At 63.4% G+C, this 20,353-nt stretch carries 17 protein-coding genes and 1 CRISPR repeat array; of the genes, 7 read left to right on the top strand and 10 right to left on the bottom strand.

The window, feature by feature from the left end; all coding sequences use genetic code 11:
- Nucleotides 1-23 precede the first annotated feature (23 nt).
- Both PSOLE_RS02260 and PSOLE_RS02255 read right to left on the bottom strand, forming a co-directional pair.
- A complete protein-coding gene (locus tag PSOLE_RS02260) occupies nucleotides 24-1,211 on the bottom strand; it encodes an XdhC family protein (protein ID WP_074855796.1) in 1,188 nt (395 codons plus the stop codon).
- A gap of 71 nt (nucleotides 1,212-1,282) precedes the next feature.
- Nucleotides 1,283-2,257: a LysR family transcriptional regulator gene (locus tag PSOLE_RS02255; protein ID WP_074855798.1), complete on the bottom strand. Its 975-nt coding sequence runs from the start codon at nucleotides 2,255-2,257 to the stop codon at nucleotides 1,283-1,285.
- Nucleotides 2,258-2,411: 154 nt separating this feature from the next.
- Between PSOLE_RS02255 and PSOLE_RS02250 the strand changes: the two genes are divergently transcribed.
- From PSOLE_RS02250 to PSOLE_RS02235, 4 genes are all read left to right on the top strand, one after another.
- Nucleotides 2,412-3,827: an acetyl-CoA carboxylase biotin carboxylase subunit gene (locus tag PSOLE_RS02250; protein ID WP_074855799.1), complete on the top strand. Its 1,416-nt coding sequence runs from the start codon at nucleotides 2,412-2,414 to the stop codon at nucleotides 3,825-3,827.
- A gap of 8 nt (nucleotides 3,828-3,835) precedes the next feature.
- The gene (oadA, locus tag PSOLE_RS02245; protein ID WP_074855802.1) at nucleotides 3,836-5,647 is read left to right on the top strand and encodes a sodium-extruding oxaloacetate decarboxylase subunit alpha; all 1,812 of its coding nucleotides are present in this window, start codon (nucleotides 3,836-3,838) and stop codon (nucleotides 5,645-5,647) included.
- Nucleotides 5,648-6,235: 588 nt separating this feature from the next.
- Nucleotides 6,236-7,177, top strand: a complete 942-nt coding sequence (locus PSOLE_RS02240) for a sodium-dependent bicarbonate transport family permease (RefSeq protein ID WP_059391093.1) — start codon at nucleotides 6,236-6,238, stop codon at nucleotides 7,175-7,177.
- Between the two features lies 1 nt (nucleotide 7,178).
- Nucleotides 7,179-7,481: a P-II family nitrogen regulator gene (locus PSOLE_RS02235; RefSeq protein WP_017676155.1), complete on the top strand. Its 303-nt coding sequence runs from the start codon at nucleotides 7,179-7,181 to the stop codon at nucleotides 7,479-7,481.
- Nucleotides 7,482-7,656: 175 nt separating this feature from the next.
- Here the strand turns inward: PSOLE_RS02235 and PSOLE_RS02230 are convergent, their stop codons facing one another.
- From PSOLE_RS02230 to PSOLE_RS02215, 4 genes are all read right to left on the bottom strand, one after another.
- Nucleotides 7,657-8,385: a carbonic anhydrase gene (locus PSOLE_RS02230; RefSeq protein ID WP_003464702.1), complete on the bottom strand. Its 729-nt coding sequence runs from the start codon at nucleotides 8,383-8,385 to the stop codon at nucleotides 7,657-7,659.
- A gap of 34 nt (nucleotides 8,386-8,419) precedes the next feature.
- Nucleotides 8,420-8,713, bottom strand: a complete 294-nt coding sequence (locus PSOLE_RS25100; protein WP_039965432.1) for a carbohydrate kinase family protein — start codon at nucleotides 8,711-8,713, stop codon at nucleotides 8,420-8,422.
- Between the two features lie 38 nt (nucleotides 8,714-8,751).
- Nucleotides 8,752-9,813, bottom strand: coding sequence for a PA0069 family radical SAM protein (locus PSOLE_RS02220; protein WP_074855805.1), 1,062 nt, complete (start codon nucleotides 9,811-9,813; stop codon nucleotides 8,752-8,754).
- A 75-nt stretch (nucleotides 9,814-9,888) separates the two neighbouring features.
- Nucleotides 9,889-10,875, bottom strand: coding sequence for a bile acid:sodium symporter family protein (locus tag PSOLE_RS02215; protein ID WP_003464696.1), 987 nt, complete (start codon nucleotides 10,873-10,875; stop codon nucleotides 9,889-9,891).
- A gap of 81 nt (nucleotides 10,876-10,956) precedes the next feature.
- On the opposite strand from PSOLE_RS02215, the gene PSOLE_RS02210 reads away from it, so the two are divergent.
- Nucleotides 10,957-11,748, top strand: a complete 792-nt coding sequence (locus tag PSOLE_RS02210; RefSeq protein ID WP_074855807.1) for an AraC family transcriptional regulator — start codon at nucleotides 10,957-10,959, stop codon at nucleotides 11,746-11,748.
- Between the two features lie 69 nt (nucleotides 11,749-11,817).
- Here PSOLE_RS02210 and PSOLE_RS02205 read toward each other — a convergent pair whose 3' ends face one another.
- Nucleotides 11,818-12,111: a YheV family putative zinc ribbon protein gene (locus tag PSOLE_RS02205; RefSeq protein WP_003464693.1), complete on the bottom strand. Its 294-nt coding sequence runs from the start codon at nucleotides 12,109-12,111 to the stop codon at nucleotides 11,818-11,820.
- Nucleotides 12,108-14,156 carry an oligopeptidase A gene (prlC, locus tag PSOLE_RS02200; RefSeq protein ID WP_074855810.1) on the bottom strand — a complete coding sequence of 683 codons (2,049 nt, stop codon included), beginning with the start codon at nucleotides 14,154-14,156 and terminating at the stop codon, nucleotides 12,108-12,110. The genes PSOLE_RS02205 and prlC overlap by 4 nt, the downstream gene beginning before the upstream one ends.
- A gap of 120 nt (nucleotides 14,157-14,276) precedes the next feature.
- On the opposite strand from prlC, the gene PSOLE_RS02195 reads away from it, so the two are divergent.
- Nucleotides 14,277-14,819, top strand: coding sequence for a gamma carbonic anhydrase family protein (locus tag PSOLE_RS02195; protein ID WP_039965430.1), 543 nt, complete (start codon nucleotides 14,277-14,279; stop codon nucleotides 14,817-14,819).
- A complete protein-coding gene (locus PSOLE_RS02190; RefSeq protein WP_003464687.1) occupies nucleotides 14,816-15,316 on the top strand; it encodes a GNAT family N-acetyltransferase in 501 nt (166 codons plus the stop codon). Before PSOLE_RS02195 ends, PSOLE_RS02190 begins: the two co-directional genes overlap by 4 nt.
- Before the next feature lie 167 nt (nucleotides 15,317-15,483).
- A CRISPR array of direct repeats spans nucleotides 15,484-18,635; the repeat unit is 28 nt; unit sequence TTTCTGAGCTGCCTACACGGCAGTGAAC.
- A gap of 130 nt (nucleotides 18,636-18,765) precedes the next feature.
- Here the strand turns inward: PSOLE_RS02190 and cas6f are convergent.
- Together cas6f and csy3 are read right to left on the bottom strand one after the other, a co-directional pair.
- A complete protein-coding gene (cas6f, locus tag PSOLE_RS02185; RefSeq protein WP_074855812.1) occupies nucleotides 18,766-19,329 on the bottom strand; it encodes a type I-F CRISPR-associated endoribonuclease Cas6/Csy4 in 564 nt (187 codons plus the stop codon).
- A gap of 2 nt (nucleotides 19,330-19,331) precedes the next feature.
- Nucleotides 19,332-20,351, bottom strand: a complete 1,020-nt coding sequence (gene csy3, locus PSOLE_RS02180) for a type I-F CRISPR-associated protein Csy3 (protein WP_074855813.1) — start codon at nucleotides 20,349-20,351, stop codon at nucleotides 19,332-19,334.
- Nucleotides 20,352-20,353: the final 2 nt, after the last annotated feature.

Below are 20,353 nucleotides of genomic sequence, written 5' to 3'. Positions count from 1 at the left end.
GTGGCCTCGATGCAATCCGGGGATCAGGATGCACTTAGCCTGGTCGCCGGCACGATCTCGCTGCAGTCCAGTGGTGTTGGCGTGTGGATCGCCGCCTGGCGATGCTTGAGCATGCCGCCTGCACGGAGGTTAATGGCGGCGGTCATCTCGGCGAGAATCGCCGTGGCCACGCTCTCCGGCGTATCGCCGCCGATGTCCAGGCCGATCGGGTAGTGCAGGCACTCCAACGCCGGCAAGTGCGGGCTGTGTTGGCGGATCTCGTCCAGTAGCCGTTCGGTGCGATCGCGTGGCCCCAGTTGGCCGATATAGGCCGGCGTGCCCTGCAGCACGCTGCCCAGCCAGTGGCGATCCTGGCTGTAGCTGTGGCTCATGATCGCCACCATGGCGCCGTCGGTGAGCGTGTGCAGGTCGTAGGGTGGGCGTGCATCGACCTGCAGCACCGTATCTGCGTCGGGAAAGCGCTCGGCGCGGGCGAAATGGGCGCGGCCATCGACCACGCTGACGTGCCAGTCCAGCAGTTTGGCCATATGCGTCAGCGGCTGTGCATCATGCCCGGCGCCGAAGATCACCAGGCGCCGCTGTGGCGCCAGGTATTCGCAGAACACCTCGATCTCGCCACGCTCATCACGGTAGCTGCGCAGCGAGGAGCGGCCATCGGTCAGGGTTCGTTGCAGATCGGCGCGAACCTCGGCGTCGAGTGCGGAATCGAGTAGGCGGCTGCCGTCGCTCAGTGATGGATGCAGATACAGACGCTCGCCCACGCGTACACGGGCGTTGCGATAGCTGCCGATCACCGTGGCGACCGCCCCGGCCTGGCCGCTTTCGCGTACCAGGCGCAGCAACTCGAGCACGGCCAGCGGCTTTTCCGCGCTGTGGCGCTCGAGCAGCACGTGCACGGTGCCGTTGCAGCCGAGGCCGAAGGTCAGTGCTGCGTCCTGGTCGTCATCGTCGTCCTGGGTGGCGGTGCTGTAACGGCGGATCACGGCTTCGCCGCTATCAGTCAGCCACCAGGCCTTCTTCGCCACTTCGGACTCCAGGCAACCGCCGCTGATGGTGCCCACGGTGCCGCCGTAGAGCGGGATCAGCATGCGCGCACCGGGGCGGCGGTAGGCCGAGCCTTCGACCTTGACCACGGTGGCGAGCACGGCCTGGCCGTTGTCGCGCTCCAGAGCGCGAAGGGCGCCGAGCAGGGCGCTGATTCCCGACAGCATAGGTTTCTCCCAGGCAGGTTTTGGTAGAGCGATCCCAGGATGCCAATGTCCCGTATCTCAGTTAAGAAGGGTTAGGCCGATCCTGCGAGATTCTTGCCCGATCCTGTGTGGCTGGGCTGGAAGCGCTCGGCCAGTTTGACGATCTGCGCGCGCTCGGTGCGGATGAAGTCGACGAAGGCCTGCGCTACCGGCGACAGGCGCCGACCGCGGATATTCACCACGCACCAGCTGCGCTGTAAGGGCAGCTCTACCACCGGCAGCTCGCGCAGCAGGCCGTGTTGCAGCTCCAGACGCACGGCATGGCGTGGGAGCAGGGCAATGCCGAGGCCGGCGAGCACCGCCTCGCGCTGCGACTCCAGCGAGCCGATCTCCAGGGTGTTGGGGAAGTGTGCACGTTTCTGGTGGCAGTACTCTTCGCAGGCGCGACGAGTGCCTGAGCCGCTTTCGCGAATCAGCAGGGGATAGGCGGTGAGGTCCTGCAACTGCAGGCTGTCCGCCTCGCACAAGGGGTGATCCGGCGGCGCCGCGGCGATGATCGGATTCTCGAGAAAAGGCATGAAGTCCAGCGCCAGGTCCTGCGGCACCTGGCTCATGATCATCAGGTCGTCGCGGCTCTGGGTCAGGCGGCGCACCACCAGGGCGTGATTGACCACCGTGAGATTCAGGCTGACCTCCGGGTATTGGCGGCGAAATTCGGCGAAAAGGTGGGGAACGAAATATTTCGCGCTGGACTCCACGCACAGGTTGAGCTGCCCCTGTAGTGAGCCCTGCAGGTCGGACAGCTGCATGTCGAGGCTCTCCAGGCGGCCGAAGATATCGCTGCTGGCGCGTTTGAGTGCCTCGGCGGCTCCGGTCAGGTAGAGCTTCTTGCCGACGTACTCGAACAGCGGCTGGCCGACCAGCTCCTCCAACTGACGAATCTGCAGGCTGACGGCGGGCTGGGTCAGCGCCATTTCCTCGGCCGCACGGCTGTAGGAGCCGTGCTCGCACACGGCACGGAACACCTGGAGCTGGCGCAAGGTCATGCGCAGCAGGGTTTTACGCACGGTTTCGTCCTCGTTCGGTCAATGCATAAGTAATTACTTATGCACGATCAAATAATTATTCATTTTTGTTAATTCGTATAGCCGGATAGGGTTTCACCAGCTTTGCAACCAACTGTTGCAGCGAGCCTTGCAGCTCTGCGCTGAGGATTGGATCGTGATAAGAAAAATACTGATCGCCAACCGTGGTGAGATTGCCGTCCGCATCGTGCGGGCCTGTGCCGAGATGGGTATTCGCTCGGTGGCCATCTATTCCGACGCCGATCGCCATGCCCTGCACGTCAAGCGTGCCGACGAGGCACACAGCATCGGTGAAGATCCGCTGGCCGGCTATCTGAACCCGCGCAAGCTGGTCAACCTGGCCGTGGAAACCGGCTGCGATGCGCTGCATCCCGGCTATGGCTTCCTCTCCGAAAACGCCGAACTGGCGGAAATCTGCGCCGAACGCGGGGTCAAGTTCATCGGTCCAAGCGCCGAAGTGATCCGCCGCATGGGCGACAAGACTGAAGCACGCCGCAGCATGATGGCCGCTGGCGTCCCCTGCACGCCCGGCACCGAAGGCAATGTCGCCGACCTGGCCGAGGCGCTGCGCGAAGGCGAGCGCATCGGTTATCCGGTGATGCTCAAGGCCACCTCCGGTGGTGGCGGTCGCGGGATTCGCCGCTGCAACAGCCGCGAGGAGCTGGAGCAGGCCTACCCGCGGGTCATTTCCGAGGCGACCAAGGCCTTTGGCAGCGCGGAAGTCTTCCTGGAAAAATGCATCGTCAACCCGAAGCACATCGAAGCGCAGATCCTCGCCGACAGCTTCGGCAACACCGTGCACCTGTACGAGCGCGACTGCTCGATCCAGCGCCGCAACCAGAAGCTCATCGAAATCGCCCCCAGCCCGCAGCTCACCCCTGAGCAGCGCGCCTACATCGGTGACCTGGCCGTGCGCGCCGCGCAGGCCGTGGGCTACGAGAACGCCGGTACCGTGGAGTTCCTGCTCGCCGAGGGCGAGGTGTACTTCATGGAGATGAACACCCGGGTGCAGGTGGAGCACACCATCACCGAGGAAATCACCGGCATCGATATCGTTCGCGAGCAGATTCGCATCGCCAGCGGCCTGCCGCTGTCGGTCAAGCAGGAAGACATCATCCACCGCGGTTATGCCCTGCAGTTCCGTATCAACGCCGAGGACCCGAAGAACAACTTCCTGCCCTCGTTCGGCAAGATCACCCGTTACTACGCGCCCGGCGGCCCCGGCGTGCGCACTGACACGGCGATCTACACCGGCTACACCATTCCGCCCTATTACGACTCGATGTGCCTGAAGCTGATCGTCTGGGCGCTGACCTGGGAAGAGGCGCTGGATCGTGGCCTGCGTGCGCTGGACGACATGCGCGTGCAGGGCGTGCGCACCACCGCGCCCTATTACCAGGAAATCCTGCGTAACCCGGAATTCCGTAGCGGCCAGTTCAATACCAGCTTCGTCGAAAGCCACCCGGAACTGACCCAGTACTCGATCAAGCGCAACCCGTCGCACCTGGCCATCGCCATCGCCACCGCCATCGCTGCCCACGCGGGCCTGTAGGGGACATCATGAGCAAGAAGATCACCGTTACCGATACCGTCCTGCGCGATGCCCACCAGTCGCTGCTGGCGACCCGCATGCGCACCGAGGACATGCTGCCGATCTGCGACAAGCTCGACCGCGTCGGCTACTGGTCGCTGGAAGTCTGGGGTGGCGCCACCTTCGACGCGTGCGTGCGCTTTCTCAAGGAAGACCCCTGGGAGCGCCTGCGTCAGCTCAAGGCGGCGCTGCCCAACACCCGCCTGCAGATGCTCCTGCGCGGGCAGAACCTGCTCGGCTACCGCCACTACAGCGATGACGTGGTCAGGGCGTTCGTGGCCAAGGCCGCGGTCAACGGCATCGACGTGTTCCGCATCTTCGACGCGATGAACGACGTGCGTAACCTGCGCGTGGCCATCGAGGCGGTCAAGGCCGCCGGCAAGCACGCCCAGGGCACCATCGCCTACACCACCAGCCCGGTGCACACCACCGAGGCCTTCGTTGCCCAGGCCAAGGCCATGCAGGCGATGGGTATCGACTCCATCGCGATCAAGGACATGGCCGGTCTGCTCACGCCTTACGCCACCTTCGCGCTGGTCAAGGCACTAAAGAGCGAAGTCGACCTGCCGGTATTCATCCACAGCCACGACACCGCCGGTCTCGGCGCCATGTGCCAGCTCAAGGCCATTGAAGCCGGCGCCGATCACATCGACACCGCCATCTCCAGCCTGGCCTGGGGCACCAGCCATCCGGGTACCGAGTCGATGGTCGCTGCGCTCAAGGGCAGCGAGTTCGACACCGGCCTCGACCTTGCGCTGATCCAGGAAATCGGCATGTACTTCCACGCCGTGCGCAAGAAGTATCACCAGTTCGAGAGCGAGTTCACCGGCGTGGATACCCGCGTGCAGGTCAACCAGGTGCCGGGCGGGATGATTTCCAACCTGGCCAACCAGCTCAAGGAGCAGGGCGCGCTGAACCGCATGAACGAAGTGCTGGAAGAGATTCCGCGCGTGCGTGCCGACCTCGGCTTCCCGCCGCTGGTGACCCCGACTTCGCAGATCGTCGGCACTCAGGCGTTCTTCAACGTGCTGGCCGGCGAGCGCTACAAGACCATCACCAACGAAGTGAAGCTTTACCTGCAAGGTCGCTACGGCAAGGCGCCGGGCAAGGTCGATGAGCAACTGCGCAAGCAGGCCATCGGCAGCGAAGAAGTGATCGATGTGCGCCCGGCCGACCTGCTCAAACCCGAGCTGGCGCGCCTGCGTGAAGAGATCGGCAGCCTGGCCAAGTCCGAAGAGGACGTGCTGACCTTCGCCATGTTCCCCGATATCGGGCGCAAGTTCCTCGAAGAGCGCGCGGCCGGCACCCTCAAACCGGAAGAGCTGCTGCCCATGCCGAACGGCCAGGGCAAGGCGGCGCCAGTCGGCGGTGAAGGCGTGCCGACCGAGTTTGTGGTCGATGTGCACGGCGAAAGCTACCGCGTGGACATCACCGGTGTCGGCGTCAAGGGTGACGGCAAGCGCCACTTCTACCTGTCCATCGACGGCATGCCGGAAGAAGTGGTGTTCGAGGCACTTAATGAGTACGTCGCAGGCGCCGCTGGCAAGCGCAAGCAGGCCGCTGCACCGGGCGATGTCTCCACCACCATGCCGGGCAACATCGTCGATGTGCTGGTCAAGGAAGGTGACACGGTCAAGGCTGGTCAGGCGGTGCTGATCACCGAAGCGATGAAGATGGAAACCGAAGTGCAGGCGCCGATTGCCGGCACCGTCAAGGCCGTTCACGTGGCTAAGGGCGACCGCGTCAATCCGGGCGAAGTACTGGTGGAAATCGAAGGTTAACCTCTATGGAGCCCGGCCTGTTGGATGGGCAAGTTTGACGGGGCGTAACCCGGGCTCCTTTTTTATTCAGCGCCAGGGCGCAGGTTTGTCCCGGGGAGCCGCAAGGCTAATGCTGATCAGATAAGTTCGTCACCACCCCCTCCTACTTGCAGTAGAGGGGGGCGCTTTTCGTAGGAGCCAGCTTGCTGGCGATGCTTTTTATGGCGGATCGCCGGCAAGCCGGCTCCTACAAAGATCGAGTGCAACGGCTTAACTGACTGGCATTAGCCGCAAGGCTCCTTTTTTTGCACGGCACATCCATGTGCTTCACCCCCTTCGGTGGCCTCGTGAAAACGCTAACGGCGTCTTTGCGACTCGCCAGCGCGGGGGCCAAGCCTGGCGTGCCGGCTAAGCTTTCCGGTCATGCCCCGGCGCTTCGCCTGCGTGGCGAGGCAAAACAGGGCGATCAGCACCGCCTTGTGCCGGGGCATGGCCCTTTCCTTTGGTTGGGTAGCCGTCCGGGTAGGGTGCGCCGTGCGCACCGGGGCGCTTGGTGAACAGTGACAGGTGCGCACGGCGCACCCTGAGACGCAGGGGAGGTGAACTGAAGTGGGTCTGGATCCGGTGGTGCTGTTCTTCGTCTTCGGCCTGGTCGCCGGCCTGCTCAAGAGCGAGCTGAAGCTGCCGGCGGCGCTGTACGAGACGCTGTCGATCATCCTCCTACTGGCCATCGGGCTGCACGGCGGGGTGGAGCTGGCGCAGCAGGCCAGCCTGCAGCTGCTCGGTCAGTCGGCTCTGGTACTGGCGCTCGGCGTGCTGCTGCCGATCCTGGCGTTCATCCTGCTGCGCGGCCTGCGCTTCGACCGCGTCAATGCAGCGGCGGTGGCGGCGCACTACGGTTCGGTCAGCGCCGGTACCTTCGCCGTGGTGGTGGCCTACATGCTGGCCAAGGGCATCGAGTTCGAGAGTTATATGCCGCTGTTCGTGGCCATCCTGGAGATTCCGGCGATCCTGGTCGGTATCGTCCTGGCCAAGGGCATTTCGCGCGAGACGCACTGGGGCGAACTGGGCCGCGAGATCTTCCTCGGCAAGAGCATCATGCTGCTGCTCGGCGGCCTGGTGATCGGCGCGATCGCCGGCAAGGAGGCGATCAAGCCGCTGGAGCCGCTGTACACCAGCATGTTCAAGCCGGTGCTGGCGTTCTTTCTGCTGGAGATGGGCCTGATCGCCTCCGGCCAGCTCGGTGCGCTGAAGCAGTTCGGTGTGCGCCTGGCGGCCTTCGCCCTGCTGATGCCGCTGCTTGGTGCGCTGATCGGCGCCTTGCTGGCGCGCTTCATGGGCCTGAGCCTGGGCGGCACGGCGATGCTTGCCACGCTCGCGGCCTCGGCGTCCTATATCGCGGTACCGGCGGCGATGCGCCTGGCCTTGCCCGAGGCCAACCCGTCGCTGTCGCTGACCGCCTCGCTGGGCATCACCTTCCCATTCAATATCCTGATCGGCATTCCGCTGTACCTGGCGCTGGCCGAACGACTGATCGCCTGGGGGTTCTGAGATGAACGCACATAGCCGCACTCTGCTCACCGTGATCTGCGAGGCGGCGCTGGAGAAGCGCCTGCTGGCCGATCTGGAAGCGCTCGGCGCACCCGGCTGGACCATTTCCGACGCGCGTGGCCGTGGACACCGCGGCGTGCGCAGCGCCGGCTGGGATACCGAAGGCAACATCCGCCTGGAAATCATCTGCAACCGCGAATTGGCCGAGCGCATCGCCGAGCATCTGCAGGTGCGTTACTACGACCACTTCGCCATGGTCTGCTACCTGGCGCAGGTGGAAGTGCTGCGCGGGGAGAAGTTCTGACTGGACCCTAGGGTGCGCTATGCGCACCAGCCCAGGTTAGCCGTGATCGGGGGAGTCTGGTGCGCGCGGCGCACCCTACGGCCTAAAGTCCTTCCCACGTCCACGGTGCGTTTTGTGGGAGGGGCTTTAGCCGCGATCGGGTGAGGCTCGGTGCGCGGCCACCCTGCAAGGGCTTTCAGCTTTGTGGAAAACGCGCGCGTGGCGTTGCCATTGGAATCTTGTCGCCATCGAGCGGCAGGAAGCTGCCCAGCTCGGCGTCGTAGGCCTTGATCTGACTGGTTTCGATGTCGTACACCCAGCCATGGATGAACAGTTGGCCGCGCGCCAGCTTGGCTGCCACCGACGGGTGGGTGCACAGGTGGTTGAGCTGCGCCACCACGTTCTCTTCGGTCAGCACGGCCAGGGCTTCCTTGTCGTCGCTGCAGTTGCAGTTCTCTGCCACCACGCTGCGCGCGACCTCGGCATGACGCAGCCAGGCTTTCACCGTGGGCATGGTTTCCAGCGAGGCCGGGTTGAGCACCGCTTTCATCGCGCCGCAGTCGGAGTGGCCGCAAATGACGATGTGTTGCACGCCCAGGGCCATCACCGCGTATTCGATGGCGGTGGAGACGCCGCCCATCATCTGCCCGTAGGCCGGCACCACGTTACCGACGTTGCGGTTGACGAACAGGTCGCCGGGCGAGCTCTGGGTGATCAGCTCCGGCACCACGCGCGAGTCGGCGCAGGTGATGAACATGGCGCGTGGGTTCTGGGCGGTGGCGAGCTTCTTGAACAGCTCTTCCTGCTGCGGGAAGACCTCGTTGCGAAAGCGCTTGAAGCCATCGACGATGCTGTGCAGCGCCTGCTCGGCGGTTTCGTTGCCCTCGTGGGCCTGAAGCGGAATCACCTGATGTTTGTAAGGCATGCCCTGAACCTCTGGGTTGTCTGAAAATACGCTGCTAGAACGACTGTCGCTGCGCTGTGCGAGTCACACGCCAAGTGTCACCTCCAGCGAGCTGAGCGACAACCGGCGGTTTCGGGTAATTCGCCCAGGCGCCTGTTGCCGCGACCTGCCGCAGGTCGCGCTCGGGGTACAGCAGCTGCAGATCCTTTTCGCTGGCCTTGATCAGATGCGCGCAGCCAGCGAAGGTCCCGACGCGCTCGCGCCAGTGGGCGATATACGGCGTCGGGCCAAGGCGTACGTTGGGATCGAGGGCGGGTGTTCGCGCTGCGCCAGCTGCGGCAGCGTCCATGCCGACCATCGCCAGGGTGGCCGGTGCGCGCCGCCAAGTCAGAGCAGGCTCAATTGCGCACCCGGTGGGCAGAACTGCGAACAGTCCAGCACCACGCTGCCTCGCTGATCCAGGCCGAGCCTGCGCCGCGCCAGGCGAAAACGCTGCTCCAGCAGGTCAGCGAACAGGCCCTCGCCACGCATGCGGCTACCGAAGCGGCTGTCGTAATTCTTGCCGCCACGGCTCTGGCGAATCAGGCTCATGACGTGGGCGGCGCGATCCGGAAAGTGCACCTGTAGCCATTCCTCGAACAACCCGGCGATCTCCAGCGGCAGGCGCAGCAGCACGTAACCGGCCGAGCGAGCACCGGCATCCCGGGCGGCTTCCAGGAGTGCCTCCAGCTCCATGTCGTTGATCTGCGGAATCATCGGCGCGCAGATGGCGCTGACCGGGACACCCGCTTCGTGCAGCGTGCGCATGGCACGCAGGCGCGCTGCTGGGGCGGCAGTGCGCGGCTCCATGATGCGTTTGAGTTCGTCATCCAGGGTGGTCAGGCTGAAGGCCACGCTGACCAGGTTGTGGCTGGCCAGCTCGCTGAGCAGATCCAGGTCACGCAGGATCAGCGAACCCTTGGTGATGATGTGCAGCGGGTGCTTGTAGCGCAGCAGGATTTCCAGGGTCCGGCGGGTCAGGCGCTGTTCGCGCTCAATGGGCTGGTAGGCGTCGGTGTTGATGCCCAGGGCGATGGGCTGCGGCACGTAGCCAGGGTTTTGCAGTTGCTCTTCGAGGCGCTCGGCCAGGTTGGTCTTGGCGATCAGGCGGGTTTCGAAGTCGATGCCCGGCGACATGTCCCAGTAAGCGTGAGTTGGCCTGGCGAAGCAGTAGATGCAGCCGTGCTCGCAGCCACGGTAGGGGTTCACCGAGCGGTCGAAGCCGACGTCCGGTGAGTTGTTGCGGGTGATCGCCGTCTTCGCCTGCTCCTTGCGCACTTCGGTGGCGCGGCTTGGCGGTGTTTCGTCCTGATACCAGCCGTCGTCTTCCTGCTGCGAGCGGGTTGGCGCATAGCGGTTGTGCGGGTTGCTGGCGGTGCCACGGCCACGTGGCGGCAGGCTGACGGACATGCTCGGACTCCAAAATATACTGTATAAAAATACAGTTATTTAGCGCCCGAGCAAGTCCTTCTATCGCGGCGTCGATCAGACGGCCGCGGTCTGCGGTGCCTCCTCACGTTTGGCGTAACGTTGTGCCAGCACCGCGCAGACCATCAACTGGATCTGGTGGAACAGCATCAGCGGCAGGATCAGCACGCCGATGGCGCTGCCGGCGAACAGCACCTGGGCCATCGGCACGCCGGTGGCCAGGCTCTTTTTCGAGCCACAGAAGAGGATGGTGATGCGGTCTTCCAGGCTGAAGCCCAGCCATTTGCCCAGCAGGTGGGTCAACATCAGGGCCAGCGCCAACAACACGCAGCAGGCGGCAATCACCAGCAGCAGAGTGGCCAGCGGTACCTGCTGCCACAGGCCGCCGATCACCGCGGCGCTGAAGGCGGTGTAGACCACCAGCAGGATCGAGCTCTGGTCGACGTATTTCAGCCAGCTCTTGTTCTGGTTGACCCAGCCGCCGATCCAGCGTTGAGCGATCTGGCCGAGAACGAACGGCAGCAGCAACTGCAGGCTGATCTTGCCGATGGCATCGAGGGTCGAGCCGTTGTCGCCGTGCACGCCCATCAGGAAGGCCACCAGCAGCGGAGTGAGGAAGATACCCAGCAGGCTGGAGGCTGCTGCGCTGCAGATCGCCGCCGGGATGTTGCCGCGCGCCAGCGAGGTGAAGGCGATGGCCGATTGCACGGTGGCCGGCAGGGCGCACAGGTAGAGCATGCCCAGATACAGCTCTTTGCCCAGCAGCGGCTCCAGAGCCGGCTTGAGTGCCAGGCCGAGCAGCGGGAAGAGGATGAAGGTGCAGGCGAACACCAGCAGGTGCAGACGCCAGTGCCCGGCACCGGCAAGAATCGCCTGACGCGACAGTTTGGCGCCGTGCATGAAGAACAGCAGGGCGATGGCCAGGTTGGTGATCCATTCGAAGATCGTCGCGACCTGGCCGCTGGCGGGTAGCAGTGTGGCGGCGAGCACAACGGCGAGCAGAGTCAGGGTGAAATTGTCGGGCAGCAGGCGGCGCAGGAACATGGCGAATCTCGGACTTGCGATACAGGAGGGCGCCAGACTATCGTCGTCGAAAATTTCCGGCTAACGCTAAAGAGCCAGCAAGTGTCGCCAAACAGACATCGCGCCACCCTGCATCGCAGCCTGCCCGAGCTGCGCAGCCTGCCTCGGCCGCTGTATGGCCGCACCGAATCGCTGACCAACCGCGCCCTGACCTTTCGTCATACGCACCCCTGGGTGCAGCTGTCCTACGCCATCGCCGGGGTGCTCGAGGTGCAGACCGCTGGCGCCCGTTTCGTCGCCCCGCCGCAGCGCGCGGTGTGGGTGCCGGCGGGTGTCGAGCATCAGGTCTTCAGCTCGCCACGCACCGAGATGCGCAGCCTGTACATCGACGGCAGCGCGGTGCCCTGGGGGCCGGCCGAGTGCCGGGTGCTGGCGGTCAGCCCGCTGCTGCGCGAGCTGATTCGCGGTTTCAGTGCGTTGCCGGTCGAATACGACGAGCAGGGCGCGCCTGGTAGATTGGCGGCAGTGTTGCTGGACGAACTGCGCGCTGCGCCAGAGGTGGCGTTGATGCTGCCGCTGCCGCAAGACGCGCGGCTGCGCGAGGTGTGTCAGGGGTTGGAGGATGCGACGCTGCGCCAGCTCGGCCTGGGCGAATGGGGCGAGCGCCTGGGGGTGTCGGAAAAGACCCTGAGCCGGTTGTTCCTGCGTGAAACGGGCCTGAGCTTTCGCGTGTGGCGCCAGCGCCAGCGTCTGCTCGATGCGCTCACCCTACTGGAGCAGGGTGAGCGTGTAACCGATGTGGCGCTGGCCTGCGGCTATGACTCGTTATCGGCGTTTATCGCTGCCTTTCGCCGCCAGTTCGGCGCAACGCCTGGGGAGTTTTTCCGCGAGTAAAGTCATGCGGGTGCAACTCGCCTGCAGCATCGGCGCTCGGCACCGCTAACCCACCCGAGAATGCCCGGGCTAGGTGGGCTCGCTCGGTTTCTTCAGCTTCGGGTTGGGAAAGAACTGCACCGCCTGCACGTTGGGGGCGGCCGCCTTGGGCTTCAGGCCGCTGACGTTGACCCGCGTGGGGATCTCCTTGGGCACCGAATTACCGCGTGCGTCGAGGGTGTCGGCATAGCCGCACTTGACGCATTCTCGGTTCGGCACGCCGTCGACGTTCCACATCTTGATGCTGTCGGTCTCGCTGCACGCCGGGCACACGGCGCCGGCGATAAAGCGCTTGGGCGTGCTGTTCACAGGAGCATCGCTCATGCGGCCTCCTGGCTCAGGCCGAGGTGGCGCAGCAGGGCGTCGATGCTCGGCTCACGGCCGCGGAATTCGACGAACAGCACCATCGGTTCCTGCGAGCCGCCACGGGCGAGGATCGTTTCGCGGAAGGCGCGGCCGGTATCGGCGTTGAACACGCCTTCTTCCTCGAACTTCGAGAAGGCATCGGCGCTGAGCACTTCGGCCCACTTGTAGCTGTAGTAACCGGCCGCATAGCCACCGGCGAAGATATGCGCGAAGCCGTTGGCGAAACGGTTGTAGGCTGGCGGGCGCAGCACCGAGACCTCGGCGCGCACGCCTTCGAGCACGTCGAGCACGCTGCGGCCGTCGCCGTGGGTGGCGTGCAGTTCGAAGTCGAACAGCGAGAACTCCAGCTGGCGCACCATCATCAGCCCGGACTGGAAGTTCTTCGCCGCCAGCATCTTGTCCAGCATGGCCTGTGGCAGCGCCTCGCCGGTTTCATAGTGGCCGGAGATCAGCGCCAGGCCGTCCGGCTCCCAGCACCAGTTCTCCATGAACTGGCTGGGCAGCTCGACCGCGTCCCAGGCCACGCCGTTGATGCCCGAGGCGCCGGCGTGCTCGACGCGGGTCAGCAGGTGATGCAGGCCATGGCCGAATTCGTGGAACAGGGTGGTGACCTCATCGTGGGACAGCAGCGCCGGCTTGCCGCCGACTGGCGGGGTGAAATTGCATACCAGGTTGGCCACCGGGGCGATCAGCTTGCCCTGGGCGTCGCGGCGCTTGTCGCGGGCGCCGTCCATCCAGGCACCGCCGCGCTTGTTGGCGCGGGCATAGAGGTCGAAGAAGAAGCGCCCGACGTGCTGGCCGTTCTCGGTGATCTCGAACAGGCGCACATCCGGGTGCCAGGTGTCGAAGTCTTGCAGCTCGCGAATCTCGATGCCGTAGAGCTTCTGCACGATGGCGAACAGGCCGGTGAGTACCTTGTCCACCGGGAACCAGGCGCGCACTTCTTCCTGGGAGATGCTGTAGCGCTGCTGGCGCAGTTTCTCGCTGTAGTAGCCGACGTCCCAGCTTTGCAGGTCATCCAGGCCTTGCTCGGCGGCGAAGGCTTTCAGCTCGGCGAGATCCTGCTCGGCGAAAGGCTTGCTGCGCACCGCCAGGTCACGCAGGAAGCTCAGCACCTGGTCGGTGGATTCGGCCATCTTGCTGGCCAGGCTCAGCTCGCTGTAGTTGGCGAAGCCGAGCAAGCGCGCCAGTTCCTGGCGCAGGTCGAGGATTTCGGCCATCAGCGGGCCGTTGTCGTTCTGCCCGGCGTTCGGCCCTTGGTCGGAGGCTCGGGTGCAATAGGCGGCGTAGACCTCTTCACGCAGGGCGCGGTCGTCGGCGTAGGTCATCACCGCGTAGTAGCTGGGGAATTCCAGGGTGATCAGCCAGCCGTCCAGCCCCTTGGCTTCGGCGGCCTGCTTCATCTGCGCCTTGGCCGAGTCGGTCAGGCCGTTCAGGCGTGCTTCGTCGGTGATGTGCTTGGTCCAGGCCTGGGTGGCGTCGAGCAACTGGTTGGAGAATTTGCTGGTCAGCTCGGACAGGCGCATCTGGATTTCGCCATAGCGCTTCTGCTGCTCGACCGGCAGATCGATGCCGCTGAGGCGGAAGTCACGCAGCGCGTGTTCGAGAATGGTCTTCTGCGCCACGTCGAAATTGGCTGCAGCCGGACTCTTGGCCAGCGCGTCATAGGCCTCGAACAGCGGCTTTTTCTGGCCCATTTCCGTCCAGTATTCCGACAGCTTGGGCAGGCAGGCCTCATAGGCCGCGCGCAGTTCGGTGCTGTTGCACACCGCGTTGAGGTGGCTCACCGGGCTCCAGGCACGGCCCAGGCGCGCGCCGAGTTCGTCCAGCGCCAGCACCAGGCCGTCCCAGCTCGGATTGGCCTGCTGCGCCTCGAGCAGCTTGGCGATGGCGGCGCGGCTGTCGGCCAGGATCTGGTCAACGGCGGGCTCGACGTGCTCCGGTTTGATCTGCGAGTAGGGCGGCAGGTCGAAGTCTTGCAGCAGGGGGTTGTTCGCGGTCACGACGAGGCACCTGTGGCGAAGGAAGAAGGGCAACAGCCGGCAAATACCGGGGCGATTTCAGTCGATATGGGGGCCATCTTAATTACAATCAAGCTTTCCCGCAGCCCAGGAGCCTCTATCGTGGCGATTCGCAAATACCAGCAGCACCTCCCACAACTGGGCGCGCGCGTCTTCGTCGACGCCTCCGCCGTGGTCATCGGCGACGTGGTGCTGGGTGAGGACAGCTCGGTATGGCCGCTGACCGTGATTCGCGGCGACATGCACCGCATCCGCATTGGCGCGCGTACCAGCGTGCAGGACGGCAGCGTGCTGCACATCACCCACGCCGGGCCGTTCAACCCCGATGGTTACCCGCTGATCATCGGTGACGAAGTGACCGTCGGGCACAAGGTCACCTTACACGGCTGCACCCTGGGCAACCGGATTCTGGTCGGCATGGGCAGCATCGTCATGGACGGCGCGGTGGTCGAGGACGAGGTGATCATCGGCGCAGGCTCGCTGGTGCCGCCGGGCAAACGCCTGGAAAGTGGCTATCTCTACGTCGGCAGCCCAGTGAAACAGGCGCGCCCGCTGACCGACAAGGAACGCAACTTCTTCAGCTACACGGCCGGCAACTACGTGAAACTCAAGGATCTGCACCTGGCCGAAGGCTACGACCAGTGAGCGATGAACTGATCATCCGGCCCATCGAGGCAGCCGATTTCGACCAGGTCTGGCCGATCATCCGTGACGTGGTGCAGGCGCAGGAAACCTACGCCTTCGACCCGAACATGGATCGTGAGACGGCCTGGAAAACCTGGGTCGAACTGCCGCGCGCCACCTTCGTTGCCGAGCAGGACGGGCAGATTCTCGGCACCTACTACATCAAGGCCAATGCCGCTGGGCCGGGTGACCACGTGTGCAACTGCGGCTATATGACCGCCCCGGCCGCCCGTGGCCGCGGCATCGCCAGCCGGCTCTGCGCCCATTCGCTGCAGGTGGCGCGTGAATTGGGCTTCAGCGCCATGCAGTTCAACAGCGTGGTGGCCACCAACGAGGTCGCGGTCGCGCTGTGGCAGAAACACGGCTTCGCGATAGTCGGCACCTTGCCCAAGGCCTACCGCCACGCCCGGTATGGCCTGGTGGATTGCCATGTGATGTTTCGTAGTTTGGACACCTGAAAGTCCGTGCGGCAGCGAGTCGTATCTGCGATTCCGCTTAGACCGGCGGCTTGGTTCCGGACACGGATTTTTGCGTAGGGCGGGCTCAGGAGCGAAGCGAAGTGCGCGCAAATTGCTGCCTACACGGCAGTGAACGAGCGCAAGCGGATGCAACGCGTTCTGCAGCATTTCTGAGCTGCCTACACGGCAGTGAACCAGTGCGGCGCCACCAATGGCGAAGCCTTCAATTTCTGAGCTGCCTACACGGCAGTGAACAAGTGGGGGAAGTTTGCGCCAAATCATTACGATTTCTGAGCTGCCTACACGGCAGTGAACCATCGCCAGGGGGGCAAACTTCGCCGGTGCTATTTCTGAGCTGCCTACACGGCAGTGAACAACCCGGACAAAGTCCTGGTCTTCATCGACCATTTCTGAGCTGCCTACACGGCAGTGAACGCTGCCACCAGCACCGCCGCCGACCAACCCATTTTCTGAGCTGCCTACACGGCAGTGAACTCCTCGTTTCGCCTCGCCGTTGTGGTTAGCATTTTCTGAGCTGCCTACACGGCAGTGAACCCGAAACCTGCTGCAGTTCGCGTTCTGGACGGTTTCTGAGCTGCCTACACGGCAGTGAACCATCCGAGGCTATCCACTGCTCGGCATCGCCTTTTCTGAGCTGCCTACACGGCAGTGAACTGCCGACGGATTGCCGCGCACTGGCTGCTGCTTTTCTGAGCTGCCTACACGGCAGTGAACAACTGCAAAACCTGCAACGCCCAGATCGCCAATTTCTGAGCTGCCTACACGGCAGTGAACACCATCGGCGCCATCCTCGCCACCATCGCCCATTTCTGAGCTGCCTACACGGCAGTGAACTGGATTTGTGGCTGGAGCGCAGGCCGTTTCATTTTCTGAGCTGCCTACACGGCAGTGAACAAAATCCATGACCCTGAACCAGATCCGTGACCATTTCTGAGCTGCCTACACGGCAGTGAACATGGCCATCAGCACCTTCTCCGCTTCGGCCACTTTCTGAGCTGCCTACACGGCAGTGAACCTGAGCTGCCCGAGCCAGACTTCGCCTTAGACTTTCTGAGCTGCCTACACGGCAGTGAACAGTATTACAGACGATCAGTTGGCGGAGCTGGATTTCTGAGCTGCCTACACGGCAGTGAACGACGCGACTGGAATCCCTAGTCGCCGCCTTATTTTCTGAGCTGCCTACACGGCAGTGAACCGAGGCAGGTACTGCAACTACGCGCAGGGCGTTTTCTGAGCTGCCTACACGGCAGTGAACACCACGCTCTACGCCTGCGGCCGCGTGTGGCATTTCTGAGCTGCCTACACGGCAGTGAACTTCTGGACTGACCCGAACCCGCTGCCGGAGCTTTTCTGAGCTGCCTACACGGCAGTGAACCCCGAGATCTACCGCGACGAGCGCACTGGCGATTTCTGAGCTGCCTACACGGCAGTGAACACGCCGCCGATAGTGCGCGCGGTTTGCAGCTTTTTCTGAGCTGCCTACACGGCAGTGAACGCCAATATCAACCTGCCCGGCGTCAACGCAGTATTTCTGAGCTGCCTACACGGCAGTGAACGGCGAGAAATCAGCTCGCGCGCCTCGGGCGCTTTTCTGAGCTGCCTACACGGCAGTGAACGGATCACGGGAACGAGGTCACGTCATGCGGATTTTCTGAGCTGCCTACACGGCAGTGAACACACCACCCAGGCCGTGGCCAGTGAGGCGCTTTTTCTGAGCTGCCTACACGGCAGTGAACTTAGCATTACTGCCGCGCTCAATAATAGCCCCTTTCTGAGCTGCCTACACGGCAGTGAACCTGCTGCTCAACCTGCAAGACCCACTCGAACTTTTCTGAGCTGCCTACACGGCAGTGAACCATGTATAGTCGCGGTAGTTGTATCCCGATCTTTTCTGAGCTGCCTACACGGCAGTGAACGGGATGTTCGGGCATTGTTCGTCCTGCCAAGTTTTCTGAGCTGCCTACACGGCAGTGAACTACGGGATCGACTACGGTTATCAGCACACGCTTTTCTGAGCTGCCTACACGGCAGTGAACAGCATGCGCACGATGATGCCGACCACAGCCATTTTCTGAGCTGCCTACACGGCAGTGAACGCTGGAACTGGCAGCCCGGCCGCGTGTGGCTTTTTCTGAGCTGCCTACACGGCAGTGAACCACCGCCTGCCGCTCGATGCACGCTAGCACCTTTTCTGAGCTGCCTACACGGCAGTGAACGACCTTACCATCAACGCCCCTTCGTTCAGCCTTTTCTGAGCTGCCTACACGGCAGTGAACGTCGAGGCGCGATCAGCTCAGCGCTCATATCGTTTTCTGAGCTGCCTACACGGCAGTGAACGCCCGCCGCGGCGGCGAGCTCTTTCATGGTCGTTTCTGAGCTGCCTACACGGCAGTGAACTTCCACCAGGCGGTCATAGATGCCAGCGCCCATTTCTGAGCTGCCTACACGGCAGTGAACTACACATCCTCGCTCCTGCCTTACTCCACTGTTTTCTGAGCTGCCTACACGGCAGTGAACGACAGCCAGCGCGAACACCTGGCGCGACTCATTTTCTGAGCTGCCTACACGGCAGTGAACGTCAAGAGCAGCGCGTTGTTTCTATTGTGTGATTTCTGAGCTGCCTACACGGCAGTGAACCATCGGCAGCGTGATGCCTGCCTGATATGCTATTTCTGAGCTGCCTACACGGCAGTGAACGTCTTTACTCTCTACGTGCTGGCTCTGGGGCTTTTCTGAGCTGCCTACACGGCAGTGAACCCCTCAGTGGTGCAGTTGCAGGCCCAGCTCGATTTCTGAGCTGCCTACACGGCAGTGAACCTGATATACCACGCCGTCAACCTCTGACAGTGCTTTCTGAGCTGCCTACACGGCAGTGAACTGGTGGGGCATGGCGCCGCGTATCGATATCGATTTCTGAGCTGCCTACACGGCAGTGAACCGGCCGAGCTGCCCAGCCTTGTTCGAATGTCTTTTCTGAGCTGCCTACACGGCAGTGAACACCCAGCTCGCGTGCAGCCTCGCTGATGCGCATTTCTGAGCTGCCTACACGGCAGTGAACCGGTTGGGGATATGTGGATTTCGTGGCGCGGCTTTCTGAGCTGCCTACACGGCAGTGAACCACCTGAGTGTGTCAGTCTGGCAGATCCAGCATTTCTGAGCTGCCTACACGGCAGTGAACCTGGAGGCCGGGCAAACCGCACCGGCATACATTTTCTGAGCTGCCTACACGGCAGTGAACGCGAATCAGCGCGTAGTCGGTGGCCTTGAACATTTCTGAGCTGCCTACACGGCAGTGAACTAGAGCCTAATAACCCTAACGGCTTGATTGTTAAAGAACCTGCCCGATTTTTCCGGTGCTACCCCTTTTTTCGGAGCCGCTTGCAAGTGCTTGATTTTGCAAGGGCTCCGTTTTGGGCTGGGAAAAAGGGTCAGAACCAGGGCACGCTGGCCTGGGCGCTAAGGCCGTAGGCGCCGAAGGTGCCGGGGGTGGGTTTGTCGAGCAGTGGGCCGTGGCGGATAAACAGGCGGAAGCTGTGACCGCTGCCGTTGCTGCGCAAGGTGGCATAAGGCAGGTCGCAGCGTTTGCCGGCGCTGTCGGGGATGCGCTGGCGCGCCTCTGCTTCGCTGATGCCGTGGCGCTTGATCAGGCGGCGGCGGGCGCGCTCCGGGTTGCTGTCCACCTGTACGCGGCTGACGCAGCGCCAGCGCACCTTCGCCGGGATGGGCGCCAGTTCACCCAGGTTCAAGTGGTCGCGCATGCCGCTGAGCCAGTTCAGCGCCAGCAACTTATCCAGCGCTTCGGCACTGCCATGCAGGCGCAGGCGGGCGCCGAGGCCGTGGCCCGCCGTTTCCACATCCGGGAAGCTGATGCCCACATCGCTACGACGCAGGTCATGCAGGCCTCGGTGCAACTTGGCGAGCAGGGCGCTCATCAACTGCGTGGCCGGAAATTCTGGGTCGGGCAGCAGTTTCAGGTCGAGGTAATGGTTCATGGCTAGCCCGCCTCGCCAAACACGCCACCGCGAATCAGGGTGGCCATGACGAAATGCTGGTCACCGATGTTGGGCACTTTGTCCTTGAGCAGCCAGTTGTCCAGCAGGTTGTAGAAGTCCGCCTTGGCCTTGGGTTGGCGATAGGCGCGGCCTTCGGTGGTGACCGAGCCGTAGGGTTCGACGGCGATGGGGCCGAGTTCGCCAGCGTCCGGATACCAGGTGTCGATGGTGCGCAGGGCATTGCCGAGTTTCTGCGAGTGCATCCCGGCGACGCCGTCGACGCTGTACAGGGTCTTGCTCTTGTCGCCCTTGCCCCGGTCGAGGATCAGCTCCTGGGAGGGGAATACCTCCTGGCCAGCACCCATGCGTACATGAGCCGTGATGCCCAGCAGCAGGTGACGCTCGCCGCTCAGGCCGGCAGCGATCAGCTTGGCCAGTTCGTCCAGCGCTGTGGCCGCCGGGCCGCTGGCGTCGAAGTTGCGCAGGGAAAGGCTCAGCGCATCGAAGCTCCACTGCTTGGCCGCTTTGCCATCGACCAGGTGGGCAATCTGTACCTCTACCTGTTCAGCACCGATACGGTTGCGCCACAAGAAGCGACCATTGGCCAGGTTGTGTGCGTAGCGGCGTGCCAGTTCAGCGAAGCCGTGGCTGGCGACGTAGCTCTGCACGGTATCCAGCAGCTTCTGTCGGTAGGCGGCATCGTTGCAGGCTGAGGGCGTGCCGGCACCACCGAGTACGCGCAGGGTGAAGCTGACGCGCAGCGTATCGGCGTCATGCGGCAGGGCCGCGACGTCGACGGTCTGCAGGTTGGGGTTCTCGATGGCGGCGTCGAGCTTGGCTGGGTCTTGGTCTTTGGCCTTGAGGCGATTGGAGATGGTGCCGCGCACGGATTTTTCCCGCACGGCGAGCGGTTGCCAGGTGTCGCGCGTCTGCCAGTCACCGGCATGAAACAGCGCATCGGAAGGGTCGAGCTTGCGCTCGAAGGCCAGGACGGAAGCAGTTTTCAGAGGGGTGGTGGTCATGA

It is taken from the genome of Pseudomonas oleovorans subsp. oleovorans (genome assembly GCF_002197815.1).
GTDB classification, from domain to species: Bacteria; Pseudomonadota; Gammaproteobacteria; order Pseudomonadales; family Pseudomonadaceae; genus Aquipseudomonas; species Aquipseudomonas oleovorans.
This window is presented reverse-complemented; position numbering and strand designations above follow the sequence as displayed.

Excerpts from the sequence above, each read along its gene's own strand:
- PSOLE_RS02205 (WP_003464693.1), bottom strand. The coding sequence starts at position 12,111 with ATGAGCGATGCTCCTGTGAACAGCACGCCCAAGCGCTTTATCGCCGGC.
- PSOLE_RS02230 (WP_003464702.1), bottom strand. The coding sequence starts at position 8,385 with ATGCCTTACAAACATCAGGTGATTCCGCTTCAGGCCCACGAGGGCAAC.
- cas6f (WP_074855812.1), bottom strand. The coding sequence starts at position 19,329 with ATGAACCATTACCTCGACCTGAAACTGCTGCCCGACCCAGAATTTCCG.
- PSOLE_RS25100 (WP_039965432.1), bottom strand. The coding sequence starts at position 8,713 with ATGGACGCTGCCGCAGCTGGCGCAGCGCGAACACCCGCCCTCGATCCC.
- PSOLE_RS02220 (WP_074855805.1), bottom strand. The coding sequence starts at position 9,813 with ATGTCCGTCAGCCTGCCGCCACGTGGCCGTGGCACCGCCAGCAACCCG.
- csy3 (WP_074855813.1), bottom strand. The coding sequence starts at position 20,351 with ATGACCACCACCCCTCTGAAAACTGCTTCCGTCCTGGCCTTCGAGCGC.
- PSOLE_RS02260 (WP_074855796.1), bottom strand. The coding sequence starts at position 1,211 with ATGCTGTCGGGAATCAGCGCCCTGCTCGGCGCCCTTCGCGCTCTGGAG.
- PSOLE_RS02215 (WP_003464696.1), bottom strand. The coding sequence starts at position 10,875 with ATGTTCCTGCGCCGCCTGCTGCCCGACAATTTCACCCTGACTCTGCTC.
- oadA (WP_074855802.1), top strand. The coding sequence starts at position 3,836 with ATGAGCAAGAAGATCACCGTTACCGATACCGTCCTGCGCGATGCCCAC.
- PSOLE_RS02235 (WP_017676155.1), top strand. The coding sequence starts at position 7,179 with ATGAACGCACATAGCCGCACTCTGCTCACCGTGATCTGCGAGGCGGCG.